Origin of the sequence: Candidatus Paraluminiphilus aquimaris (assembly GCF_026230195.1) — a bacterium.
In the GTDB taxonomy this organism is placed as follows: Bacteria; Pseudomonadota; Gammaproteobacteria; order Pseudomonadales; family Halieaceae; genus Luminiphilus; species Luminiphilus aquimaris.
Genome location: NZ_CP036501.1, coordinates 48,184 through 67,158 on the forward strand (window position 1 = coordinate 48,184; position 18,975 = coordinate 67,158).

An 18,975-nucleotide genomic window follows, 5' to 3' on the forward strand; every position below is an offset into this window, starting at 1 on the left:
CCTAAGTTCGTGTTAGCCTCATCTCCCCGCAAGGAAATGAGACTCGCGATGCTGACTGTGCTTCTGCTGGACGATGATTCTATTAGCGCCACACATACCGCTGACGACTTAACTGCTGAAGGCTTAAAAGTTATCAAGGCGTCCCCATTCTCGGCCGTAGGGGCAATCAAGTCGGCGGAGAAAGTTGATGTCGCTATTCTCGACCCCGGTCGAAACGAAACCGGTGCAAGTCAGCTCATAAAGGATCTCTCACCCGTACCCGTGCTCATTCATGCGAAACACGCTTCGCTACGGACGGCTGTCGATCTCATGAAAGCCGGAGCAAAGGACTACTGGGCAAAGCCTGCATCCATTCGGGAAATGCTACCGGCCATCCGTCGATGTGCTGAGAGTAAAGCCGCAGTCGACACAACGCCACAAGCCGTCGAGGCCTTCGTGGGAAAGTCAAAGGGCATGCGTGCCCTCATGAGTCGGGCGAACAAAGCCGCGCAAGCGAGTTCTACGGTTTTAATCATTGGGGAGACAGGTACGGGAAAAGAGTTGGTTGCCCGTCACATACATCAATCTAGCAAGCGAACGAATAAACCCCTCATCTCTGTGAACTGTGCAGCCATCCCGGAAACGCTCATTGAGTCAGAGTTATTCGGTTACGAAAAAGGGGCTTTCACCGGCGCTAACGCCCAGCGTGTTGGCCTCATTGAAGCGGCGGACGGCGGCACCCTTTTTCTCGATGAAATTGGTGAATTGCCGGCCTCAGCCCAAGCACGTTTGTTACGTTTTATTCAGGAGGGCGAAATTCGTCGCATAGGCTCCGTTGAGAGCTCGAGCGTTAATGTTCGCCTCATTTGTGCCACGCATAGAAATCTCATTGAACTTGAGAACACCGACGCATTTCGTCGCGATCTTTTTCACCGAATTAACGTATTACGGCTCGAGCTACCGCCGTTGCGAGAGCGTGGAGATGACATTCAAGGGTTAACAAACTGGTTGATACGACGGGTGGCCTCTCGCCTTGAGTACGCAGAAAAGTCGCTTTCTGACGAAGCACGCAGCGCCCTGAACGCGCATGATTGGCCTGGCAATGTGCGAGAACTAGAGCACACAATTGAGAGGGCGCTCGTTATGTCAGAGGGCGAGGAAATATCACTTGAGGATCTCAGCTTACCCATTACAAGCAAACGAAACAGCGCAATGAGCGCAGCCGGAATTCAGCCGGTACCGGTCATCACACCTGACACGAGTCACACGCCCCATGAACCGGGCGCAGAAGAGTTGTCGCTCGAAGATTACTTCCAGCGCTTTGTCCTTGAAAATCAAGATGCCATGAATGAAACCGAACTTGCACAGAAGTTAGGCATCAGTAGGAAGTGCTTGTGGGAGCGACGCCAGCGGTTTGACCTGCCACGTAAACGCAAGCGGGGCGCGGCGTAGCAAAGAGTGGTCCCATAGGTAACAGTTTTTGGTTGATATCAGTAACACTTCTGTAATATTTGCCATCGCCAGACCGCACAAAATTGTACAAATCATTGTTTTTGCTAATTATTTTTTCGCTGGCATAGCAAATGCAACAATTGGGACAGAGCCAAAATAAAAATAAGCGGCCGAATAAAAATAATATGTGTCACTACGGACCTGGGCGGGGAAGGCAACTTCCCCCAGTTTCTTTATTTCCCTCTTGAGCACTTCGCTTGGTAAACTGCCACCTTCACTGCTGGGATGAAGCACGTTGCACCAAATCGACGCTCAAAGTCTTATAGACCCCACTGCGCTATCAAAGTCTGCCGTCGCCGTCGTCGCGCGTCTGTGTGAGAACAATCACAGCGCATTCATTGTCGGTGGCGCAGTCCGAGATTTATTGCTGGGTAAGCGGCCCAAAGATTTTGATGTAGCCACCGACGCGACTCCCGAGCAAATCGTGGCCCTTTTCAGAGGCGCGCGAATTATCGGAAGACGGTTCCAAATCGTGCATGTCCGGATGGGTCGCGAGATAATTGAAGTCACGACCTTTCGGGGGCATCACGGGGGGGACACCTCTAAGATTGCTGCTAAAAGCAATAAAGGCCTACTCCTTCGCGACAACGTCTACGGCACGCTCGATCAAGACGCGGCGCGCAGGGATCTCACAATAAACGCACTTTACTTGGATCCTTTGCAGCACCTTATTCTTGACGACCTCAATGGGATTGAGGACATCAAGAAACGCACCATCCGAATCATCGGTGACCCTGCAGGTCGCTACCGCGAAGATCCAGTTCGTATGTTGAGGGTGGCGCGATTTGCTGCAAAACTCGGATTCAGCGTCGACCCAGCAACGCAAGAAGCCATCGGTGAATGCCGCCACCTTTTAGCGGATATCCCCTCGGCACGCCTGTTTGACGAAGCTATTAAACTGTTCATGTCGGGTCACGCAGCCGAGACGTTTGAGCAATTGCGTCGTCATGATCTACTCGAGACTCTGTTCCCAGAAGCTGTGGATGCTTTAGATCTCGAAGGAGCACAAGAGCTAATTACTCAAGCCATGAAGAACACTGACGGCAGAATTGCTCGCGACAAGCCCGTCACGCCAGCATTTCTTTTCGCAGCCCTATTGTGGCCTGCCGTTGCTCTGCGAAGTGATGAAATTGTCCGCGCGGGCAACGCCGATGGATCACCCGTTAATGCTGCTGGACAAGAAATACTTGCTCGTTCACTTCAGCGCGTATCCATTCCAAAACGCTTTTCGATTCCAATGCGGGAAATCTGGGAACTCCAGCCACGATTAGATAAGTGTTCACCGAAACGAGCCAAATCTATTTTGGCGCTGCGACGTTTTCGAGCGGCCTTTGATCTGCTGCTATTGCGTCGTGACCAAGACGAGGAGCTCAGTGGCGCGGTCAAATTCTGGGAGGAACAACAACAGTTGTTTCCAGAAATAGTCGGCAGCCAACCACCCACTGAGATACCCAAAAAACGGCGACGACCGCGCAGACGAAAACCCGAGCAATGACCCTAGCTGTGATTGCCCTAGGCGCAAATATCGATGCGCCCATCGAGCGACTCGCCGAAGCCTACGCGCATGTGTCGAAAATGGCTGATTTCAGCGTCCTTGATGTATCGCCCATTTATCAATCTCCGCCTATGGGCCCCGAGGATCAACCGCCCTACTTCAATGCTGTTCTCTCAGGTGAGTACACAGGCGAGCCTCTACCCCTACTGAGGGCACTGCAAAAAATCGAGGCCTCGATGGGCCGCGTTAAGACACGCCATTGGGGGGAGCGTTGTATCGATCTAGACGTTATTCAACTCGGGGATTGTGTTGTTCATTTACCAAGCCTTCAGATTCCGCATCCGGGCCTTAGAAGTCGCTTATTCGTCGTACAACCCATGATCGATATTCTGGGCGCTGATCATAGGGTGCCGGGCCTCCCCGAACTTGGTACCCTGCGCGAAGCATTGAGCGATGACACACTCACATTGTGTCCCAATACAGCCCTTGGCTAAGGTAACGGCGGAGGTAAAGTGACAGAAACAACCACAGCGCCCGTCGATCTACGAGGAAGGCTGCCGCAGCCATACATCGCTGTTGAAGGCCCGATCGGCGTCGGTAAAACCACCTTGGCGAAGAGGTTAGCTGAGTTATTCGATTATCAATTGTTACTCGAAGACGCCCACGAAAACCCGTTCCTTGATAAGTTTTATGAAAATCGTCGGCAAAATGCGCTCGCCACTCAACTCTTCTTTTTGTTTCAGCGGGTCCAAAAAATGGACGATTTGAAGCAACAGGATATGTTTAAGCCGCTTCGGATTGCTGACTTCCTCATCGATAAAGATCCGATCTTTGCCGAGGTCAACTTAGATCCAGACGAGTTTGAGCTTTACCGCAAGGTATACGGCCAAATGACTGTCGATGCGCCAACCCCCGACCTGGTTATCTATTTGCAGGCCTCGGTCGACAGACTCCTAGAGCGGATTGACCGCCGAGGAATCGCTTCGGAGCGGACGATCAGTCGTCAGTACCTCGAGGAGCTGAATGAGGTGTACAGCGAGTTCTTTCTTTACTACGATGCCGCGCCTTTACTCATAGTGAACGCTAATCAGCTCGATTTAGTGAGTCGACAAGAGGACTTTGCCCAGCTAGTCGATTATGCTCTCGACATTAAGGCAGGGCGACACTACTTCAACCCGACCTCGATCGACTAACGCAAGTACGAGAAGCACCAGGGAGCTCCGACATCGATGTCCGAACGAATTACCACTAGCAAGCTGGAAGCCATGAAAACCGCAGGCGAAAAGTTTGTGATGGTCACCGCCTACGATGCGACCTTTGCCCGCCTGGTTAGTGAAGCGGGTGCGGAATGCATTCTTGTAGGTGACTCCCTCGGTATGGTCTTACAAGGCCACGACACGACCGTGCCTGTGTCGCTCGAAGCAATGGTCTATCACACCGAATGTGTTGCTCGAGCCCGCCCCCATTCTCTGATTGTGTCAGATCTCCCCTTTATGACGTACTCGTCACCCGATGTTGCTCTTACGGCCAGTATGGAACTGATGCAAAAAGGGGCACAAATGGTAAAGCTTGAAGGGGGTACCTGGCTAAGCGAAACCATTCATCAATTGGTCCAGCGCGGCATCCCCGTCTGTGCTCACCTCGGCTTAACCCCGCAATCGGTCAACGTCTTTGGCGGCTATCGTGTTATGGGGCGAACACCGAAGGAAGCGAAATCGATACTCGCTGACGCTGTAGAAATTCAAGATGCAGGCGCAAGTATCGTTTTGCTTGAATGCGTGCCTGAAGACCTTGCGGCGGATATCTCATCTAAGCTCGATATACCGGTGATTGGTATTGGCGCCGGTGCGGGCACAGACGCACAAGTGTTGGTTCTACACGACTTGCTTGGGCTCACCGAGAAACCCGCAAAGTTCGTCGAAAACTTCATGACGAACGCCGACACCGTGCAAGATGCGATTTCCGCCTTTGTAAACGCGGTGAAGGACGGATCCTACCCGCAGGCACAACACACCTATCGCTAAATGGAAATTATCAGCAGCATCAGCGCTATGCAGGCCTGGCGCTCGTCTCTCCCACAGGGTTTTCGCGTCGGCTTCGCACCGACAATGGGTAATCTCCACGCGGGACATCTATCACTTGTTGAGAAGGCGAAATCGCTAAGCGACGTCACTGTCGCCTCGATATTCGTTAACCCCATGCAGTTTGGAGAAAGTGAAGACCTCGATGCCTATCCGCGCACCTTGGCGCGCGATTTGGAAAGTCTGAGAGAGGCTGGCGCGGCTGCCGTGTTTACACCGTCAGTCGTCGATATTTATCCTGAGGGTGTCGAGCACCATACAGCGGTGGAAGTTCCGGGATTAACTGACGTACTTTGCGGCGCCTCGCGCGCCGGTCACTTCAAGGGTGTAACAACCGTCGTCAGCAAGCTTTTTGGGGCAGTACGACCCGATGTCGCGGCATTCGGTGCTAAGGATCTACAACAAGTTCTTGTCATAAAAAAAATGGTTCGCGACCTCCTAATGAATACCGAGGTGATAACTGTTCCGACAATGCGAGAAGCCGACGGCCTTGCCATGAGCTCTCGAAACGGCTACCTGACAAAGACTGAACGACAACTTGCACCTCGCTTTCCAAGCGTACTCACTGACTTTGTTACCGCCGTCAAAAGCAGATCAAGCACGATCGAGGATGCTCTGGAGACCGCGCGTAAAGCTCTCATCAAGCACGGATTTCATATCGACTATCTCGAGGCACGAAAGACCTTTGATCTCACCCCGGCAACCTCGCTAGATACAGAAGTTGCCATATTTGGCGCGGTCTTTGTGGGTAAAACGCGGCTTATTGATAACCACGTCATACCCACGCTTTAAATCGCCCTAACACCGCAGCTACTCACTGCGCCTCCCCCGGCTCGTGGAGAAAGTCGAGTAGCTCCTGCACCTCACGGGGCGGGGGTGAGGTGACGCGACTTATAATAAAGGCGGTTGCGAAATTAACGATCGCTCCAACAACACCAAACGCATTTGGCTCGATACCGAAGAACCAATTGGGTGGCATATCACCTAGGAAGCTCGTTCCCGGAATAAACATAATTCCCTTGTGCTGGAAGACATAAAGCAGCGTCACGGATATTCCCGCCAACATTCCAGTCACCGCACCCTCTCGACTAATACCACGCGCGAAGATGCCCATGAGTAACGCCGGGAAAAGCGAAGATGCCGCAAGACCAAAGGCGAGCGCGACGGTACCGGCCGCGAAACCCGGCGGGTTCAGACCCAAATATCCAGCCCCCAGCACAGCGACTGCCATCGCAATCCGAGAGGCTCTAAGCTCGGCGCGCTCGGAAATGGACGGCATATAGGTACTCTTGAGCAGATCATGAGAAATGGCGCTCGAAATCGCCAACAAAAGACCTGCAGCTGTTGAGAGAGCGGCGGCCAAACCACCGGCCGCCACAAGGGCGATTACCCAGTTAGGCAACCGCGCTATTTCTGGGTTAGCTAACACCAAAATATCATTATCTAATTTTGTTAACTCGTTAGTTTCAGGGTCAGCCGTATACTCGATGCGCCCGTCCCCATTCAGGTCTTCGACTTTGAGTAGGCCTGTTTGCTCCCAATTTTCAAACCACGCTGGCTTTTCCTCAATGAGCAATGCCTGCCCGTCTGAAGCCTGCATGGTATCCACAATATTCAGTCTCGCCATGGCAGCGATGGCTGGCGCTGTCGTGTAGAGAATGGCAATGAATACCAGAGCCCACCCTGCAGACCGTCGGGCCGCTGCAACGCTTGGCACGGTAAAAAACCGAATAATGACGTGAGGCAGTCCGGCCGTTCCAATCATGAGCGATGCAGTGAACGCCAGCATATTAAGCGTGCTACCACGAAGCGTTGTGGTGTACTCCTGGAAACCAAGATCAACCAAGATAAGGTCGAGCTTATCGAGGAGATACATATCGCTACCAGACAGTGTGGAGCCCAAGCCTAGTTGCGGTATCGGGTTCCCCGTAAGCTGGAGACTGATAAAGATGGCGGGAATCGTATAAGCCGTAATCAGCACGACATATTGGGCGATTTGCGTATAGGTAATGCCCTTCATACCCCCCAAAACGGCGTAGAAAAAAACGATCAACATTCCGATACCAAGGCCTGTTTCGTAGTCGGTTTCCAGGAAGCGTGAAAACGCGACCCCCACGCCTTTCATTTGACCTATCACGTAAGTAACGGAGCACAGAATGAGGCAAATGACGGCGACTACACGCGCCGTATCTGAGTAATAGCGCTCACCTATGAAATCAGGGACGGTGTACTTACCGTATTTCCGAAGGTACGGAGCAATCAACAGGGCTAAAAGCACATAGCCCCCGGTCCAGCCCATGAGGAAGACTGACCCACCATAACCGTTGTATGAGAGTGCGATGAGGCCTGCCATAGAAATGAAAGAGGCCGCAGACATCCAGTCAGCAGCAGTCGCCATGCCGTTAGCGACCGGGTGGACGCCACCATCTGCGACATAAAAATCTTTGGTTGAAGAGGCTCTCGTAGCGACCGCAATACCGATGTACAACGCAAAGGTGAAGCCAACAACCAGATAAGTCAGTAGCGTTAGACTCATTATTCAGAGCCCTCTTTGTATTCGCGCTCTAACCGACTCATCGTCGCCGCAAAATAGAAAATTAACGCGATAAAAACAAAGATTGAACCCTGTTGGGCGAACCAAAAACCCATCTTGTAGCCGCCCAATCGAATTTCATTGAGGGGCTCAACCATCAGAATGCCGAAACCAAAGCTCACAACAAACCAAATCACCAGAAGCTTCAGCATAAGTCCTCGAACTTGTGCCGAAAATTGCGCTCTGCGCGCGTTTTTATTATCGAACTCAGCCATTCGTTGGATATCTCCTTTTTCCAAACGCATTTTGTTCCACTGCAAGAACACATACGGCATTATTGATTAGGTAGTTGCTTTATTCGGCAGCCGCGCACAGATAAAACCATAAGGATCCATTGCATGTCTAACGAGGCGATTTATCCCGTTCCGGCAAACTTTGCGGACGCACACATCACCCCTGAAAAATATCAGGAGATGTACCGGCAGTCGCTAGATGATCCAGATAGCTTCTGGAGCAGTCAGGCGACCGAGTTCTTATCGTGGGACAAGCCTTGGGACACCGTCTGCGACAGCGACCTGTCCACAGGCCACGCTCGGTGGTTCGATGGCGGCAAGCTGAACGCCAGTGTTAACTGCATCGACCGCCATTTGCCGGCTCGAGCGGATCAAACCGCCATCCTATGGGAAGGAGACAACCCCGCAGAGCACAAGCGCATCACCTACCAGGCGCTCAAAGACGAGGTCTGCCGTCTCGCCAATGTCATGCATGACCGTGGCGTTCGCGCAGGCGACCGTGTCTGTATATATATGCCTATGGTGCCTGAAGCAGCCTATGCCATGCTTGCCTGCACGCGAATTGGCGCCATTCATTCAGTCGTGTTCGGTGGATTTTCTCCGGAGGCACTCAAAGATCGCATCAATGACGCGAGTTGCCGCATGGTAATTACGGCCGACGAAGGGTTGCGCGGTGGTAAAACCGTGCCCCTGAAAGCCAATGTCGACGCCGCTTTAACTAACTGTCCATCCGTGGATACCGTTATCGTCCTTGAGCGAACAGGCAGTGACATTCACTGGGAGGAAGGGCGCGATATTGCTTACGGCGCGAGCACATCGACTGCCGATACCGAATTCACGCCCGCCTCGATGGACAGTGAGGCACCGCTTTTCATCCTGTACACATCCGGCTCAACGGGCAAACCAAAAGGTGTATTGCACACAACGGGCGGCTATCTATTACAAGCAGCCAGCACGTTCAAATATGTTTTTGACTACCGTGAAGGCGAGGTCTTCTGGTGTACAGCAGACGTGGGATGGGTGACTGGACACTCGTATATCGTATACGGCCCGCTCGCCAACGGCGCAACAACCGTCATGTTCGAAGGTGTTCCCACCTATCCCGACGGTGGACGTTGTTGGGAGGTGATCGACAAACACCAAATTAATACATTTTTTACCGCACCGACCGCTATCCGAGCCCTTCATGCTCTCGGCGACGATTTCGTAACGAGGCACTCACGGCGCAGTCTCAGAATCATTGGCTCGGTAGGGGAACCCATTAACCCTGAGGCTTGGGAGTGGTACCACCGCGTTGTGGGAGACAGCCGCTGCCCCATTGTGGACAGCTGGTGGCAGACTGAGACCGGCGCCATGATGATTACGCCCATGCCATCTGCCCACGCGATGAAGCCTGGCTACGCAAGTTTCCCCTACTTCGGTGTCGAACCTGCCCTGCTCGATGAGCAGGGACAAGAGATTGAAGGGGAGGGTTCAGGGTATCTTGTGATTAAACGATCATGGCCTGGCCAGATTCGAACCGTCTACGGTGATCACCAGCGCCTCATTGATACTTACTTCTCTACTTATGAGGGCTACTATTTTACCGGCGACGGCGCGCTTCGCGATGCGGACGGCTACCTCCGCATCACGGGCCGCGTCGATGATGTTCTGAACGTATCGGGTCACAGGATGGGTACGGCTGAGGTTGAAAGTGCGCTGGTTCTTCACAGTGACATCTCGGAAGCCGCGGTCGTGGGATATCCACACCCAATTAAAGGCCAAGGGATTTATTGCTACGTGACACCGGTCACCGGTGTTGAAGACAGTCCTGAACTTCGGGCCGAACTAATACAGCTCTGCGTCAAAGAGATAGGCCCGATAGCAAAACCTGATGTCATACAATGGGCGCCGGGACTCCCCAAAACTCGCTCAGGAAAAATTATGCGACGGATCTTGAGAAAGATCGCCGAAAACGAGCTCGACAGCTTGGGCGATACCTCTACCTTGGCTGATCCATCTGTCGTGGCGCAACTCATTACAGGGCGTAGCGACCAATAACACCATCGCGTCAGTTCGGGTCACAGACCACCAACAGAGCAATAGCAACTCGCCAATTCGCACCGCGAAAGTTCAACCAAAAAAAAGGCCCGCATCAGCGGGCCTTTTTAGGTCACAAGTCAGCTAGCGTACTTACTTAGCTTCCTCTTCCTCATCACCATCATCATCAGATGCGTCATCTGATGCGTCATCAGCGCTATTCGCTTCATCGGCATCTACGTCCTCTGCAGGCGCTTCCTCAGCGACGTCAGCTTCAACAACCTCAGCTACCTCTGGCTCAGCAGCCGGCTCGGCAGCCTCTGCTGCTTCCGCTACCGGTGCTTCCTCGGGCGCTTCATCTTCGAGCAGCTCTTTGATAGAGAGCTTGATACGACCACGTTGATCAACGTCAAGACACTTAACCGTCACTTCTTGACCTTCAGTGAGGTAATCGCTCACATTTTCAACACGCTCATTTGCGATTTGAGAAATGTGCAACAAGCCGTCTTTACCCGGAAGGATCGTAATGAACGCACCAAAATCAACGATGCGCGCAACCTTACCTGTGTAAACAGCGCCCACCTCAGCTTCAGCCGTGATGGCCATGATCATTTCAACCGCCGCATCACGCGCCGCCTGATTCTGACCAAAGACTTTTACAGTGCCGTCATCATTGATGTCGACCGTCGCGCCAGACTCTTCTGTGATCTGACGAATGGTTGCACCGCCCTTACCAATAATGTCGCGGATCTTGTCGGAATCGACCTTTAACGCAATCATGCTTGGCGCATTTTCAGACGTAATTTCCCGCGCTGAATCAAGGACCGAATTCATTTGGCCAAGGATGTGTAAGCGCGCATGCAGAGCCTGCTCAAGCGCCACTTCCATGATCTGCTCGTTGATACCTTCGATCTTGATATCCATTTGCAGTGCTGTAACGCCTTCAGCGGTACCCGCTACTTTAAAGTCCATATCACCAAGGTGATCCTCGTCACCAAGAATATCGGTGAGTACGGCAAACTGATTTCCTTCTTTCACCAGACCCATGGCGATACCCGCAACCGGCGCCTTTAAAGGTACGCCCGCGGCCATCATTGCCAGAGAACCTACGCAGACGGACGCCATAGAACTCGAACCGTTTGACTCGGTAATCTCTGATACAACCCGAATGGTGTAAGGGAACTGCTCCTCGTTGGGAAGCACTGCTGCCAATCCGCGACGTGCCAAGCGGCCGTGACCGATTTCGCGACGTCCGGTGAATCCCATGCGTCCCGCTTCACCTACAGAATAAGGAGGGAAGTTGTAATGCAGCATGAATGGATCACGCCGCTCACCCTCGAGCGCATCGATAATCTGTGCATCACGCGTAGATCCGAGCGTTACAGCACCAATGGCTTGGGTCTCGCCACGCGTGAACAATGACGAACCGTGCACGTTATCAAGTACGTCAACTTCACAAGCGATTTGACGAACCGTGCGGCCATCACGACCATCGATACGAGGCTCTCCAGCGAGAATACGCTGACGAACAATGCGCTTCTCGAGCGCTTTAAACTCGTCCTTGATATCGTCTGCAGAGGGACCTTCGTCCGATGCAAGTTGCTCGATAACGGCATCTCGCACCTGTCCGACACGCTCGTAGCGCGCTGCTTTCTCGGTAATGCGGTACGCCTCACCCAAGTCTCCACCAGCGGCCTCTTCAACTTGTGCACGAAGCGCTTCGTTAACCTCAGCGGCTGACCAATCCCAACGCGGCTTACCTGCCTCTGCAACGAGCTCGTCGATCGCCTTAATAACCGTTTGCAGTTCTTGGTGAGCAAACAGTACGGCGCCCAACATTTGGTCTTCCGACAGCTCTTTTGCTTCCGATTCAACCATCAGTACCGCATCGCGTGTACCGGCTACCACCATATCCAGCTTGCTATCTTTCAATGCCGTATAGCTAGGGTTGAGTAAGTAGCCGTCGGCCTCGGTGAAACCAACACGCGCACCGCCAATCGGACCATTGAAAGGGCAACCCGATATCGCTAGGGCGGCTGAAGTACCAATCATCGCGGGGATATCGGGATCCGTCTCCAAATCGGCAGACATGACTGTACAGACAACCTGTACCTCGTTCATGAATCCATCGGCGAACAAGGGGCGAATAGGACGATCGATCAATCGTGATGTCAGCGTCTCTTTTTCGCTGGGTCGAGCCTCACGCTTAAAGAAACCACCGGGAATTTTACCTACCGAATAGGCTTTCTCGATGTAATGGACCGAAAGAGGGAAAAACGCCTGTCCAGGCTTTTCCTTTTGTTCTGCTACGACGGTGCAAAGCACAGACGTTGTGCCCATGGTCACCATAACGGCACCAGAGGCCTGGCGCGCGATACGGCCAGTTTCCAGCGTGACTTCTTGGCCACCATACTGGAACGTTTTTGTAACTACATTCACTTAACTATCTCCAAAATAAATCGGCCGGCATATAGCCGGCCCTAAGTCGTTTTATCGGCGCAAGCCAAGACGCTTAATCAACGATGCGTACCGACTGGTATCCTTGCGCTTCAGGTAATCCAACAGTTTACGGCGCTGGTTAACCATGCGAATGAGACCACGACGTGAATGGTGATCCTGCGCATGCTCTTTAAAGTGCTGCTGTAATTGCTCAATATTTGCGGTCAACAAGGCAACCTGTACTTCCGGTGAACCTGTGTCACCCTCTGCCTGCTTATAGTCTTCTACGATTTGAGCTTTTCGTGCTGCATCTAGTGCCATGATATTTCTCCAACCTGCGTTACGCTTCGCCCACCCGTGCAGGTTTACAGGGGGGTTGATTAATGACTGTCAACAAACAGTCGCTTCGGAGCGACACGTCCATCGTCGAGCATCTCTCCGATGCCCAAAAACGGACCTCCCGCTTCAGCGACGCGCACCATACCATTTAGCGGCGCGTTTCGCACTACTACAGCCTGACCTTGTTTTAGGTAGAAAGCCGCAGAATTCTCAACTTCCACGCGTGGCAAATGATCCACAGCCAACTCTGGATCCATGAGAAATGTATCCAGAGCAGTGGGACCCTCGGCTTCAGCTACTTGAGTCAGTGTGTCGAGACTCACTGCCTGAGCCAGCGCAAAGGGTCCCGTTGCAATCCGTCTCAAGGCGCTCATATGCCCCGGCAATCCGAGTGACGCTGCCAAATCCTCCGATAAGGTCCGAATGTACGTGCCCTTACTGCATCGAACGCTAATAGACGCCTCTGCTCGGGTACCGGCTTGGAAGTTAAAAAGATCGATCTCTCGAATCGACACTGCGCGGCTTTTCCGCTCAACCTCTTTCCCCTGCCGGGCCAACTTATAAAGCGGCTGACCATCGACCTTTAATGCCGAGTACATTGGCGGCACTTGCTCTATATCACCGACAAAACCACTTAGCGCAGTGCTCAAAGCCGCTTCACTCAGAGCAGTTGCGTCAGCTTCAGCTACGATGTCTCCCTCGCTATCACCTGTTGTCGTACTGCAGCCAAACAGCACGCGCGCTTCATAGGCTTTGTCGGAGTCTAGGAGATACTGTGAGAGCTTCGTGGCCTCGCCAAGGCAAATAGGTAAGACGCCGCTCGCAAGTGGGTCTAAATTCCCGGTGTGACCCGCTTTTGCCGCACCGAACAAATGACGAACGCGCTGCAAAACCTGATTCGACGAGGGACCAATCGGTTTGTCCAGCACAAGAATTCCAGTGACCGGTCGACCTTTTCGACGCCGAGCCATCTCAGCTGTCGTCCGCCTCTGCTTCATTGCCGCGAAGCGCGTCTGACGCCCGGGCTCGCCCAAGTAGATCTTCCATGTGTCGGCCGCGGCCAACACTTTCGTCGAACTTGAAAGTGAGTTTAGGCACGGTACGAAGACTCGAACCTTTAGCGACCTCAGTTCGTAAAAAACCAGCCGCTTTGTCTAAGACGCGGGTAACATCGGTAGCCGCCTCAGCGCTTTCAACACCTAGCTTGGTGTAATACACCTTGGCGTAGCGTAGATCGCGACTAACGTCGACCGCAGTAATGTTCACAAACTCTGCACGCGGATCACGAACGCTATGCAACAGGAGCTTTGCAAGCTCCTGTTGAAGGTAATCGGCGACGCGCTCTGTGCGACTGAATTCTTGTGGCAAACCGTTACCTACTTACCTACAAAGAGCGAGCAACTTCATTAACGTCAAATACTTCGATGAGATCACCCACCTTGACGTCCGTGTAGTTCTTCACACCGATACCGCATTCCGTACCATTACGCACCTCGTTCGCATCGTCTTTGAAGCGGCGCAACGACTCTAGCTCACCCTCGTAAATCACAATGCTGTCACGCAATACGCGAATAGGCTTGGAACGGAAAACCGTTCCCTCGGTCACCATACAACCGGCGATTAACCCAAACTTTGGCGATCGGAATACGTCACGCACTTCGGCAATACCCACGATTTCTTCGCGAAGCTCAGGCGAAAGCATGCCTGAGAGCGCAGCCTTAACGTCATCGATAATGTCGTAAATAACGTTGTAGTAACGAACTTCGACACCCTCATTCTCCGCCATACTCCGAGCCTTCGTATCGGCGCGTGTATTAAAGCCAAAAATCACCGCGTTACTGGTCATCGCGAGCGAAACATCTGTCTCGGTAATACCGCCGACGCCGCCGGCAACCACATTGACCTTGACCTCGTCGTTGCCCAGGTCAGAAAGCGACGATTGGAGTGCCTCCAACGAGCCGCGAACATCAGCCTTAATAACGACATTCAGGGTTTGAACCTCTCCAGCCGTCATCGTTTCAAACATGGAGTCCAATTTGGCCGCCTGCTGCCGCGCTATTTTGCTAGAACGCTGCTTTTCTTGTCGGAAATCGGCAATTTCACGAGCGCGCTTTTCGCTCTCAACGGCTACAAAGGGATCACCCGCATCGGGCGTGCCATCGAGGCCCAAAATCTCCACAGGAATACTCGGGCCAGCCACTTTTATTGGCTGCCCGTTCTCATCGAGCATGGCTCTGACGCGACCGTACTGAAGTCCTGCTAAGACAATATCGCCCTGGTTGAGCGTGCCCTGCTGAACTAATAACGAGGCCACGGGACCACGACCGCGATCCAGACGTGACTCAATTACAAGTCCGTTTGCGGGAACATCTGCCGGGGCTTTCAGCTCAAGCAACTCTGACTGCAGCAGCAAAGCTTCAAGCAGCGTATCAATACCCTCGCCTGTGTGCGCAGAGACAGGAATGAACTGCGTATCGCCACCCCAATCTTCAGGAATCACTTCCTTGGCGGACAACTCATTTTTGACGCGATCTGGATCGGCGCCCTCTTTATCCATTTTGTTGATCGCAACGACCAATGGCACACCGGCAGCCCGAGCGTGCTGAACTGCTTCTTCGGTCTGCGGCATGACTCCGTCATCTGCCGCAACGACCAAAACCACAATATCGGTCGACTTTGCACCGCGAGCACGCATGGCGGTAAACGCCGCGTGACCCGGTGTATCGAGGAAGGTGATCATCCCCATATCAGTCTTCACGTGGTAAGCACCAATGTGCTGGGTAATACCGCCCGCCTCGCCCACGGCAACACGTGAGCTTCTGATGTAATCCAAAAGTGACGTCTTACCGTGGTCGACGTGACCCATCACGGTAACCACGGGCGCACGCAACTCTGGCGTACCCTCATGATTCGCCATGGTCTCTTCAAGCCGCTCTTCCAGCTCATCGTCTGACTTTAGCTTGATCCTATGGCCTAACTCCTCAACCACAAGGCTCGCTGTATCCTGATCGACCATTTGGTTGATGGTTGCCATGACACCAAGCTTCATGAGCTCCTTGATAACAACACCGGCTTTCACCGCCATCTGTTGCGAGAGATCGCCCACGCTGATGTTTTCTGGGAGCTCAACGTCGTAAACAATTTTCTCGGTTGGCTGCTCAAACGCATGCTGATTTTGGTCGTCACCCGAACGTCTGCGCTTTCCGCCGCGCCCGCGACCTCTTCCAGACTCGGCCGCCTCAATATCACTGAGCGACAAATTATGGCCACGCTGCTTACCACGGGCACCCGACATATTTGACCGGTCAAGTCGTCCCCGACCAGGCTTGCCACGGCGGCTATCGTCGTTATCACGTCCACCGGCGGGCTTGGGTGCGTCATGAAGCCGCTTAGGCCGCTTATCCCCCTGCGTTGCAGCTACCTTCTCAGCCGTGGCGGCCTTTTGTGCTGCTTCTTGCTCGGCCTTCTTACGCTCTTCATCAGCCTTGCGCGTAGCAACCGCCTCGTCCATTTTGCGTTGCCGCTCTTCTTCCTCGGCACGCCTACGGGCTGCAGCACGCTGGCGAAGAACTTCAGGGTCAAGATTACGAGGGTCTTCCTCTGGCTCGGGTTCGGGTTGAACCTCCACCTCGGGTGCGGCTGCCACTTCCTCAACAACCGGCTCCTCTACAATGGGCTCCGGATCTGGCGTGGGCTCTTCAACCACTGGCGAGATAGGTTCTGGCGTCGCCGTCACTTCGGCGTCGGCAACCGCGTCTGACTCAACTGACTCAAGCTCAGCTGTCTCTTCAATTTCTGGCCGCTTCACGTAAGTGCGCTTTTTGCGCACTTCGACGTTAACTGTCCGCTTACCGGAGCTTCCACCTGTCTTGAGCGTGCTAACTGACTTGCGCTTCAGCGTAATTTTTCTCGGCGCCTCTTCATCACTGCCGTGGCTTCGCTTCAAATGCGAGAGCAGTGTGCGCTTATCATCGTCCGATACCGTTTCATCGGCCTTTTTGTGGGGCAAACCCGCGTCCTTCATCTGCGACAGCAGTTTCGCCGCATCGGTACCCACGGTTTTTGCCAACTGCTCTACGGTTACTTCAGCCATTTCGTTTCTCTCTAATCTCGCTGTTGATCGTCTACCCTTCTGCTTTTGAAGTCAGTTAGGCAGTCTCTCCCTCTTCCGCAAACCACGGTTCGCGAGCAGTCATAATGAGCTCGGCCGCCCATTCCTCGGTCATGCCTTCAATCTCCATGAGCTCATCAACACTTTGCTCAGCAAGATCTTCCATCGTCACCACTTCCATACTGGCGAGGACGTAGGCGAGTTGCTTATCCATGCCGCGCATCTCGAGTAGATCCTGTGCAGGCTCGGTCGAACCTATCTCTTCTTCAGAGGCAATAGCCATCGTCAACAGAGCGTCCTTAGCGCGCGCACGGAGCTCTTCGGCGATATCCTCGTCGAAGCCTTCAATGTCTGCCATCTCCTCCAAGGGGACGTAAGCCACTTCCTCAACCGTTGTAAACCCTTCTTCCACAAGAACACCTGCAACGTCTTCATCGACGTCCAGTGCTTTCATGAAGGTTTCCATCACCTCTCCTGCCTCGGCTTCTTGCTTTTCAATCGCCTCATCAGTGCTCATGACGTTGATAGTCCAGCCCGTCAGATCAGATGCCAAACGGACATTCTGGCCCCCTCGCCCAATGGCTTGCGCAAGGTTATCTTCGGCGACTGCAACCTCCATGGTATTGCTGTCTTCATCAACAACAATAGACTCCACTTCGGCCGGAGACATCGCGTTAATGACGAGCTGCGCAGGGTTGTCGTCCCACAATATGATGTCGACTCGCTCAGTGTCGAGCTCGTTTGATACAGCTTGAACACGAGAGCCTCGCATACCAACACAGGCACCAACGGGATCGATTCTCTGATCACCTGTCTTTACAGCAATCTTGGCCCGTGAGCCCGGATCGCGCGCAGCAGAACGAATTTGAATAACCCCTTCTGATATCTCAGGCACTTCAATCTTGAACAACTCGATCAACATCTCTTTGCAAGCACGCGACATGATGAGCTGGGGGCCACGCGCTTCCTCGTTGATCTCGGTGAGTATTGCCCGAACTCTGTCATTCATACGAAACGTTTCGCGGCCGACTAATTCTGAGCGCGGCAATAGGCCCTCGGCATTGTTGCCGAGATCCAAAATTATATTGTCGCGGGTGACTTTTTTGACGGTACCGGCCAGCAGCTCACCGAGACGGTCTTTGTACTGGTCAACCACCTGAGCACGCTCGGCTTCACGGACGCGCTGAACAATTACTTGCTTAGCCGTTTGCGCCGCGATACGACCAAAGCCTACGTTGTCGATCACCTCTTCATGCACATCACCAGGCACCAAGGACTCATCGACTTCGATCGCTTCCTCTGTGGTGAACTGAGTACCGAGTAATGCCAGCTCAGTGTCAGGAACCACTAGCCACTTGCGCTTTGTTACGTAATCGCCGGATGTTCGGTCAATTACCACCTCGATATCTGACTCTTCGTCGTACCGCTTTTTTGTCGCAGTAGCGAGTGCCAACTCAATCGCTTCAAAGATAATGTCTTCGGAAACGCCTTTTTCATTTGAAACGGCTTCGGCGACCATCAAAATTTCTTTGTTCATTCCCTATGTCTCACTTTGATTGTCGAGGACTGCATCGCCCTCTTTAACGCTTTCATTTAATTCAGTTACGGCTGCAGGTCTAGCCCGCTCAATCCACTCTGCCGTCGGCTGCACACGAGCCCTATCGATACTATTTAGGGGTAGGAGGTATTCATGTTTGTCAACGCGGACAACAATATCGTCGCCATCAAAACCCAAAAACCACCCTCTAAACTTTCTTCTTCCCTCGAAGGGAAATCGCAGCTTAACTTCCACAGGCTGCGCTTCATAATCCATGAACTGCTCTCGCTTAAAGAGCAAGCGATCTATTCCCGGTGAAGACACCTCCAAGGTGTACTCCCCGACGAATGGATCCTCTACATCCAACACACCCGCAAGATGACGACTGACTGAAGCGCAGTCATCAACGGTGACACCCAACGCTTTATCGATGTAGACACGCAACGTGGGTCTGCGATTTGGGCTCAGCAACTCCAATCCCCACAGCTTGTACCCCAACATATCAACCGTTGGTTCAAGCAGTTTGAGCAATTGGCTCTCTTTACCACCCATCGTATTCATCGCCGTCCTCGGCAAATTTCAGACACAAAAAAGGCCCAAACAAGGGGCCTCAAATGTAGCGCTAACCATCGCGCTA

The 18,975-nt window shown here is 53.0% G+C and carries 16 protein-coding genes; 7 read left to right on the forward strand and 9 right to left on the reverse strand.

The features are described 5' to 3' along the window. The first annotated feature begins 48 nt into the window (after positions 1-48). The 6 genes from E0F26_RS00210 (at position 49) to panC (ending at position 5,859) form a co-directional block, all read left to right on the forward strand. Positions 49-1,431, forward strand: a complete 1,383-nt coding sequence (locus E0F26_RS00210; RefSeq protein ID WP_279242032.1) for a sigma-54-dependent transcriptional regulator — start codon at positions 49-51, stop codon at positions 1,429-1,431. A 295-nt stretch (positions 1,432-1,726) separates the two neighbouring features. Next, positions 1,727-2,986 (forward strand): polynucleotide adenylyltransferase PcnB, encoded by a 1,260-nt coding sequence (gene pcnB, locus E0F26_RS00215; protein ID WP_279242033.1) that lies wholly within the window; start codon positions 1,727-1,729, stop codon positions 2,984-2,986. Then, on the forward strand, positions 2,983-3,480 hold the full coding sequence (gene folK / locus E0F26_RS00220; RefSeq protein WP_279242034.1) for a 2-amino-4-hydroxy-6-hydroxymethyldihydropteridine diphosphokinase: 498 nt from the start codon (positions 2,983-2,985) through the stop codon (positions 3,478-3,480). Before pcnB ends, folK begins: the two co-directional genes overlap by 4 nt. Before the next feature lie 18 nt (positions 3,481-3,498). Continuing rightward, a complete protein-coding gene (locus E0F26_RS00225) occupies positions 3,499-4,179 on the forward strand; it encodes a deoxynucleoside kinase (protein ID WP_279242035.1) in 681 nt (226 codons plus the stop codon). Positions 4,180-4,215: 36 nt separating this feature from the next. After that, positions 4,216-5,010, forward strand: a complete 795-nt coding sequence (gene panB / locus E0F26_RS00230; RefSeq protein ID WP_279242036.1) for a 3-methyl-2-oxobutanoate hydroxymethyltransferase — start codon at positions 4,216-4,218, stop codon at positions 5,008-5,010. After that, the gene (gene panC, locus E0F26_RS00235; RefSeq protein ID WP_279242037.1) at positions 5,011-5,859 is read left to right on the forward strand and encodes a pantoate--beta-alanine ligase; all 849 of its coding nucleotides are present in this window, start codon (positions 5,011-5,013) and stop codon (positions 5,857-5,859) included. Between the two features lie 22 nt (positions 5,860-5,881). Here panC and E0F26_RS00240 read toward each other — a convergent pair whose 3' ends face one another. Together E0F26_RS00240 and E0F26_RS00245 are read right to left on the reverse strand one after the other, a co-directional pair. Then, positions 5,882-7,603 carry a sodium:solute symporter family protein gene (locus E0F26_RS00240; RefSeq protein WP_279242038.1) on the reverse strand — a complete coding sequence of 574 codons (1,722 nt, stop codon included), beginning with the start codon at positions 7,601-7,603 and terminating at the stop codon, positions 5,882-5,884. Beyond that, positions 7,603-7,875 (reverse strand): DUF4212 domain-containing protein, encoded by a 273-nt coding sequence (locus E0F26_RS00245; RefSeq protein WP_279242039.1) that lies wholly within the window; start codon positions 7,873-7,875, stop codon positions 7,603-7,605. Before E0F26_RS00245 ends, E0F26_RS00240 begins: the two co-directional genes overlap by 1 nt. 123 nt (positions 7,876-7,998) lie before the next feature. On the opposite strand from E0F26_RS00245, the gene acs reads away from it, so the two are divergent. Then, positions 7,999-9,933, forward strand: a complete 1,935-nt coding sequence (acs, locus tag E0F26_RS00250; protein ID WP_279242040.1) for an acetate--CoA ligase — start codon at positions 7,999-8,001, stop codon at positions 9,931-9,933. Positions 9,934-10,065: 132 nt separating this feature from the next. On the opposite strand, the gene pnp is transcribed toward acs, so the two are convergent. From pnp to rimP, 7 genes are read right to left on the reverse strand one after another with little or no spacing between them, the layout of a single operon-like run. After that, positions 10,066-12,351, reverse strand: coding sequence for a polyribonucleotide nucleotidyltransferase (gene pnp / locus E0F26_RS00255; protein ID WP_279242041.1), 2,286 nt, complete (start codon positions 12,349-12,351; stop codon positions 10,066-10,068). Positions 12,352-12,402: 51 nt separating this feature from the next. Next, the gene (gene rpsO, locus E0F26_RS00260; RefSeq protein WP_279242042.1) at positions 12,403-12,672 is read right to left on the reverse strand and encodes a 30S ribosomal protein S15; all 270 of its coding nucleotides are present in this window, start codon (positions 12,670-12,672) and stop codon (positions 12,403-12,405) included. A gap of 59 nt (positions 12,673-12,731) precedes the next feature. After that, a complete protein-coding gene (gene truB, locus E0F26_RS00265; protein ID WP_279243234.1) occupies positions 12,732-13,661 on the reverse strand; it encodes a tRNA pseudouridine(55) synthase TruB in 930 nt (309 codons plus the stop codon). Between the two features lies 1 nt (position 13,662). Then, a complete protein-coding gene (rbfA, locus tag E0F26_RS00270) occupies positions 13,663-14,058 on the reverse strand; it encodes a 30S ribosome-binding factor RbfA (RefSeq protein ID WP_279242043.1) in 396 nt (131 codons plus the stop codon). A gap of 16 nt (positions 14,059-14,074) precedes the next feature. Further along, positions 14,075-16,783 (reverse strand): translation initiation factor IF-2, encoded by a 2,709-nt coding sequence (gene infB, locus E0F26_RS00275; protein ID WP_279242044.1) that lies wholly within the window; start codon positions 16,781-16,783, stop codon positions 14,075-14,077. A gap of 55 nt (positions 16,784-16,838) precedes the next feature. Then, on the reverse strand, positions 16,839-18,338 hold the full coding sequence (gene nusA, locus E0F26_RS00280) for a transcription termination factor NusA (RefSeq protein WP_279242045.1): 1,500 nt from the start codon (positions 18,336-18,338) through the stop codon (positions 16,839-16,841). 3 nt (positions 18,339-18,341) lie between these two features. Next, positions 18,342-18,899, reverse strand: a complete 558-nt coding sequence (gene rimP / locus E0F26_RS00285) for a ribosome maturation factor RimP (protein ID WP_478210047.1) — start codon at positions 18,897-18,899, stop codon at positions 18,342-18,344. Between the last annotated feature and the right edge of the window lie 76 nt (positions 18,900-18,975).

What these genes read in the sequence shown, in the direction of transcription:
- E0F26_RS00210 (WP_279242032.1), top strand. Translation starts at nt 49, where the DNA reads ATGCTGACTGTGCTTCTGCTGGACGATGATTCTATTAGCGCCACACAT.
- folK (WP_279242034.1), top strand. Translation starts at nt 2,983, where the DNA reads ATGACCCTAGCTGTGATTGCCCTAGGCGCAAATATCGATGCGCCCATC.
- panB (WP_279242036.1), top strand. Translation starts at nt 4,216, where the DNA reads ATGTCCGAACGAATTACCACTAGCAAGCTGGAAGCCATGAAAACCGCA.
- panC (WP_279242037.1), top strand. Translation starts at nt 5,011, where the DNA reads ATGGAAATTATCAGCAGCATCAGCGCTATGCAGGCCTGGCGCTCGTCT.
- E0F26_RS00240 (WP_279242038.1), bottom strand. Translation starts at nt 7,603, where the DNA reads ATGAGTCTAACGCTACTGACTTATCTGGTTGTTGGCTTCACCTTTGCG.
- E0F26_RS00245 (WP_279242039.1), bottom strand. Translation starts at nt 7,875, where the DNA reads ATGGCTGAGTTCGATAATAAAAACGCGCGCAGAGCGCAATTTTCGGCA.
- acs (WP_279242040.1), top strand. Translation starts at nt 7,999, where the DNA reads ATGTCTAACGAGGCGATTTATCCCGTTCCGGCAAACTTTGCGGACGCA.
- rpsO (WP_279242042.1), bottom strand. Translation starts at nt 12,672, where the DNA reads ATGGCACTAGATGCAGCACGAAAAGCTCAAATCGTAGAAGACTATAAG.
- truB (WP_279243234.1), bottom strand. Translation starts at nt 13,661, where the DNA reads ATGGCTCGGCGTCGAAAAGGTCGACCGGTCACTGGAATTCTTGTGCTG.
- infB (WP_279242044.1), bottom strand. Translation starts at nt 16,783, where the DNA reads ATGGCTGAAGTAACCGTAGAGCAGTTGGCAAAAACCGTGGGTACCGAT.
- nusA (WP_279242045.1), bottom strand. Translation starts at nt 18,338, where the DNA reads ATGAACAAAGAAATTTTGATGGTCGCCGAAGCCGTTTCAAATGAAAAA.
- rimP (WP_478210047.1), bottom strand. Translation starts at nt 18,899, where the DNA reads ATGAATACGATGGGTGGTAAAGAGAGCCAATTGCTCAAACTGCTTGAA.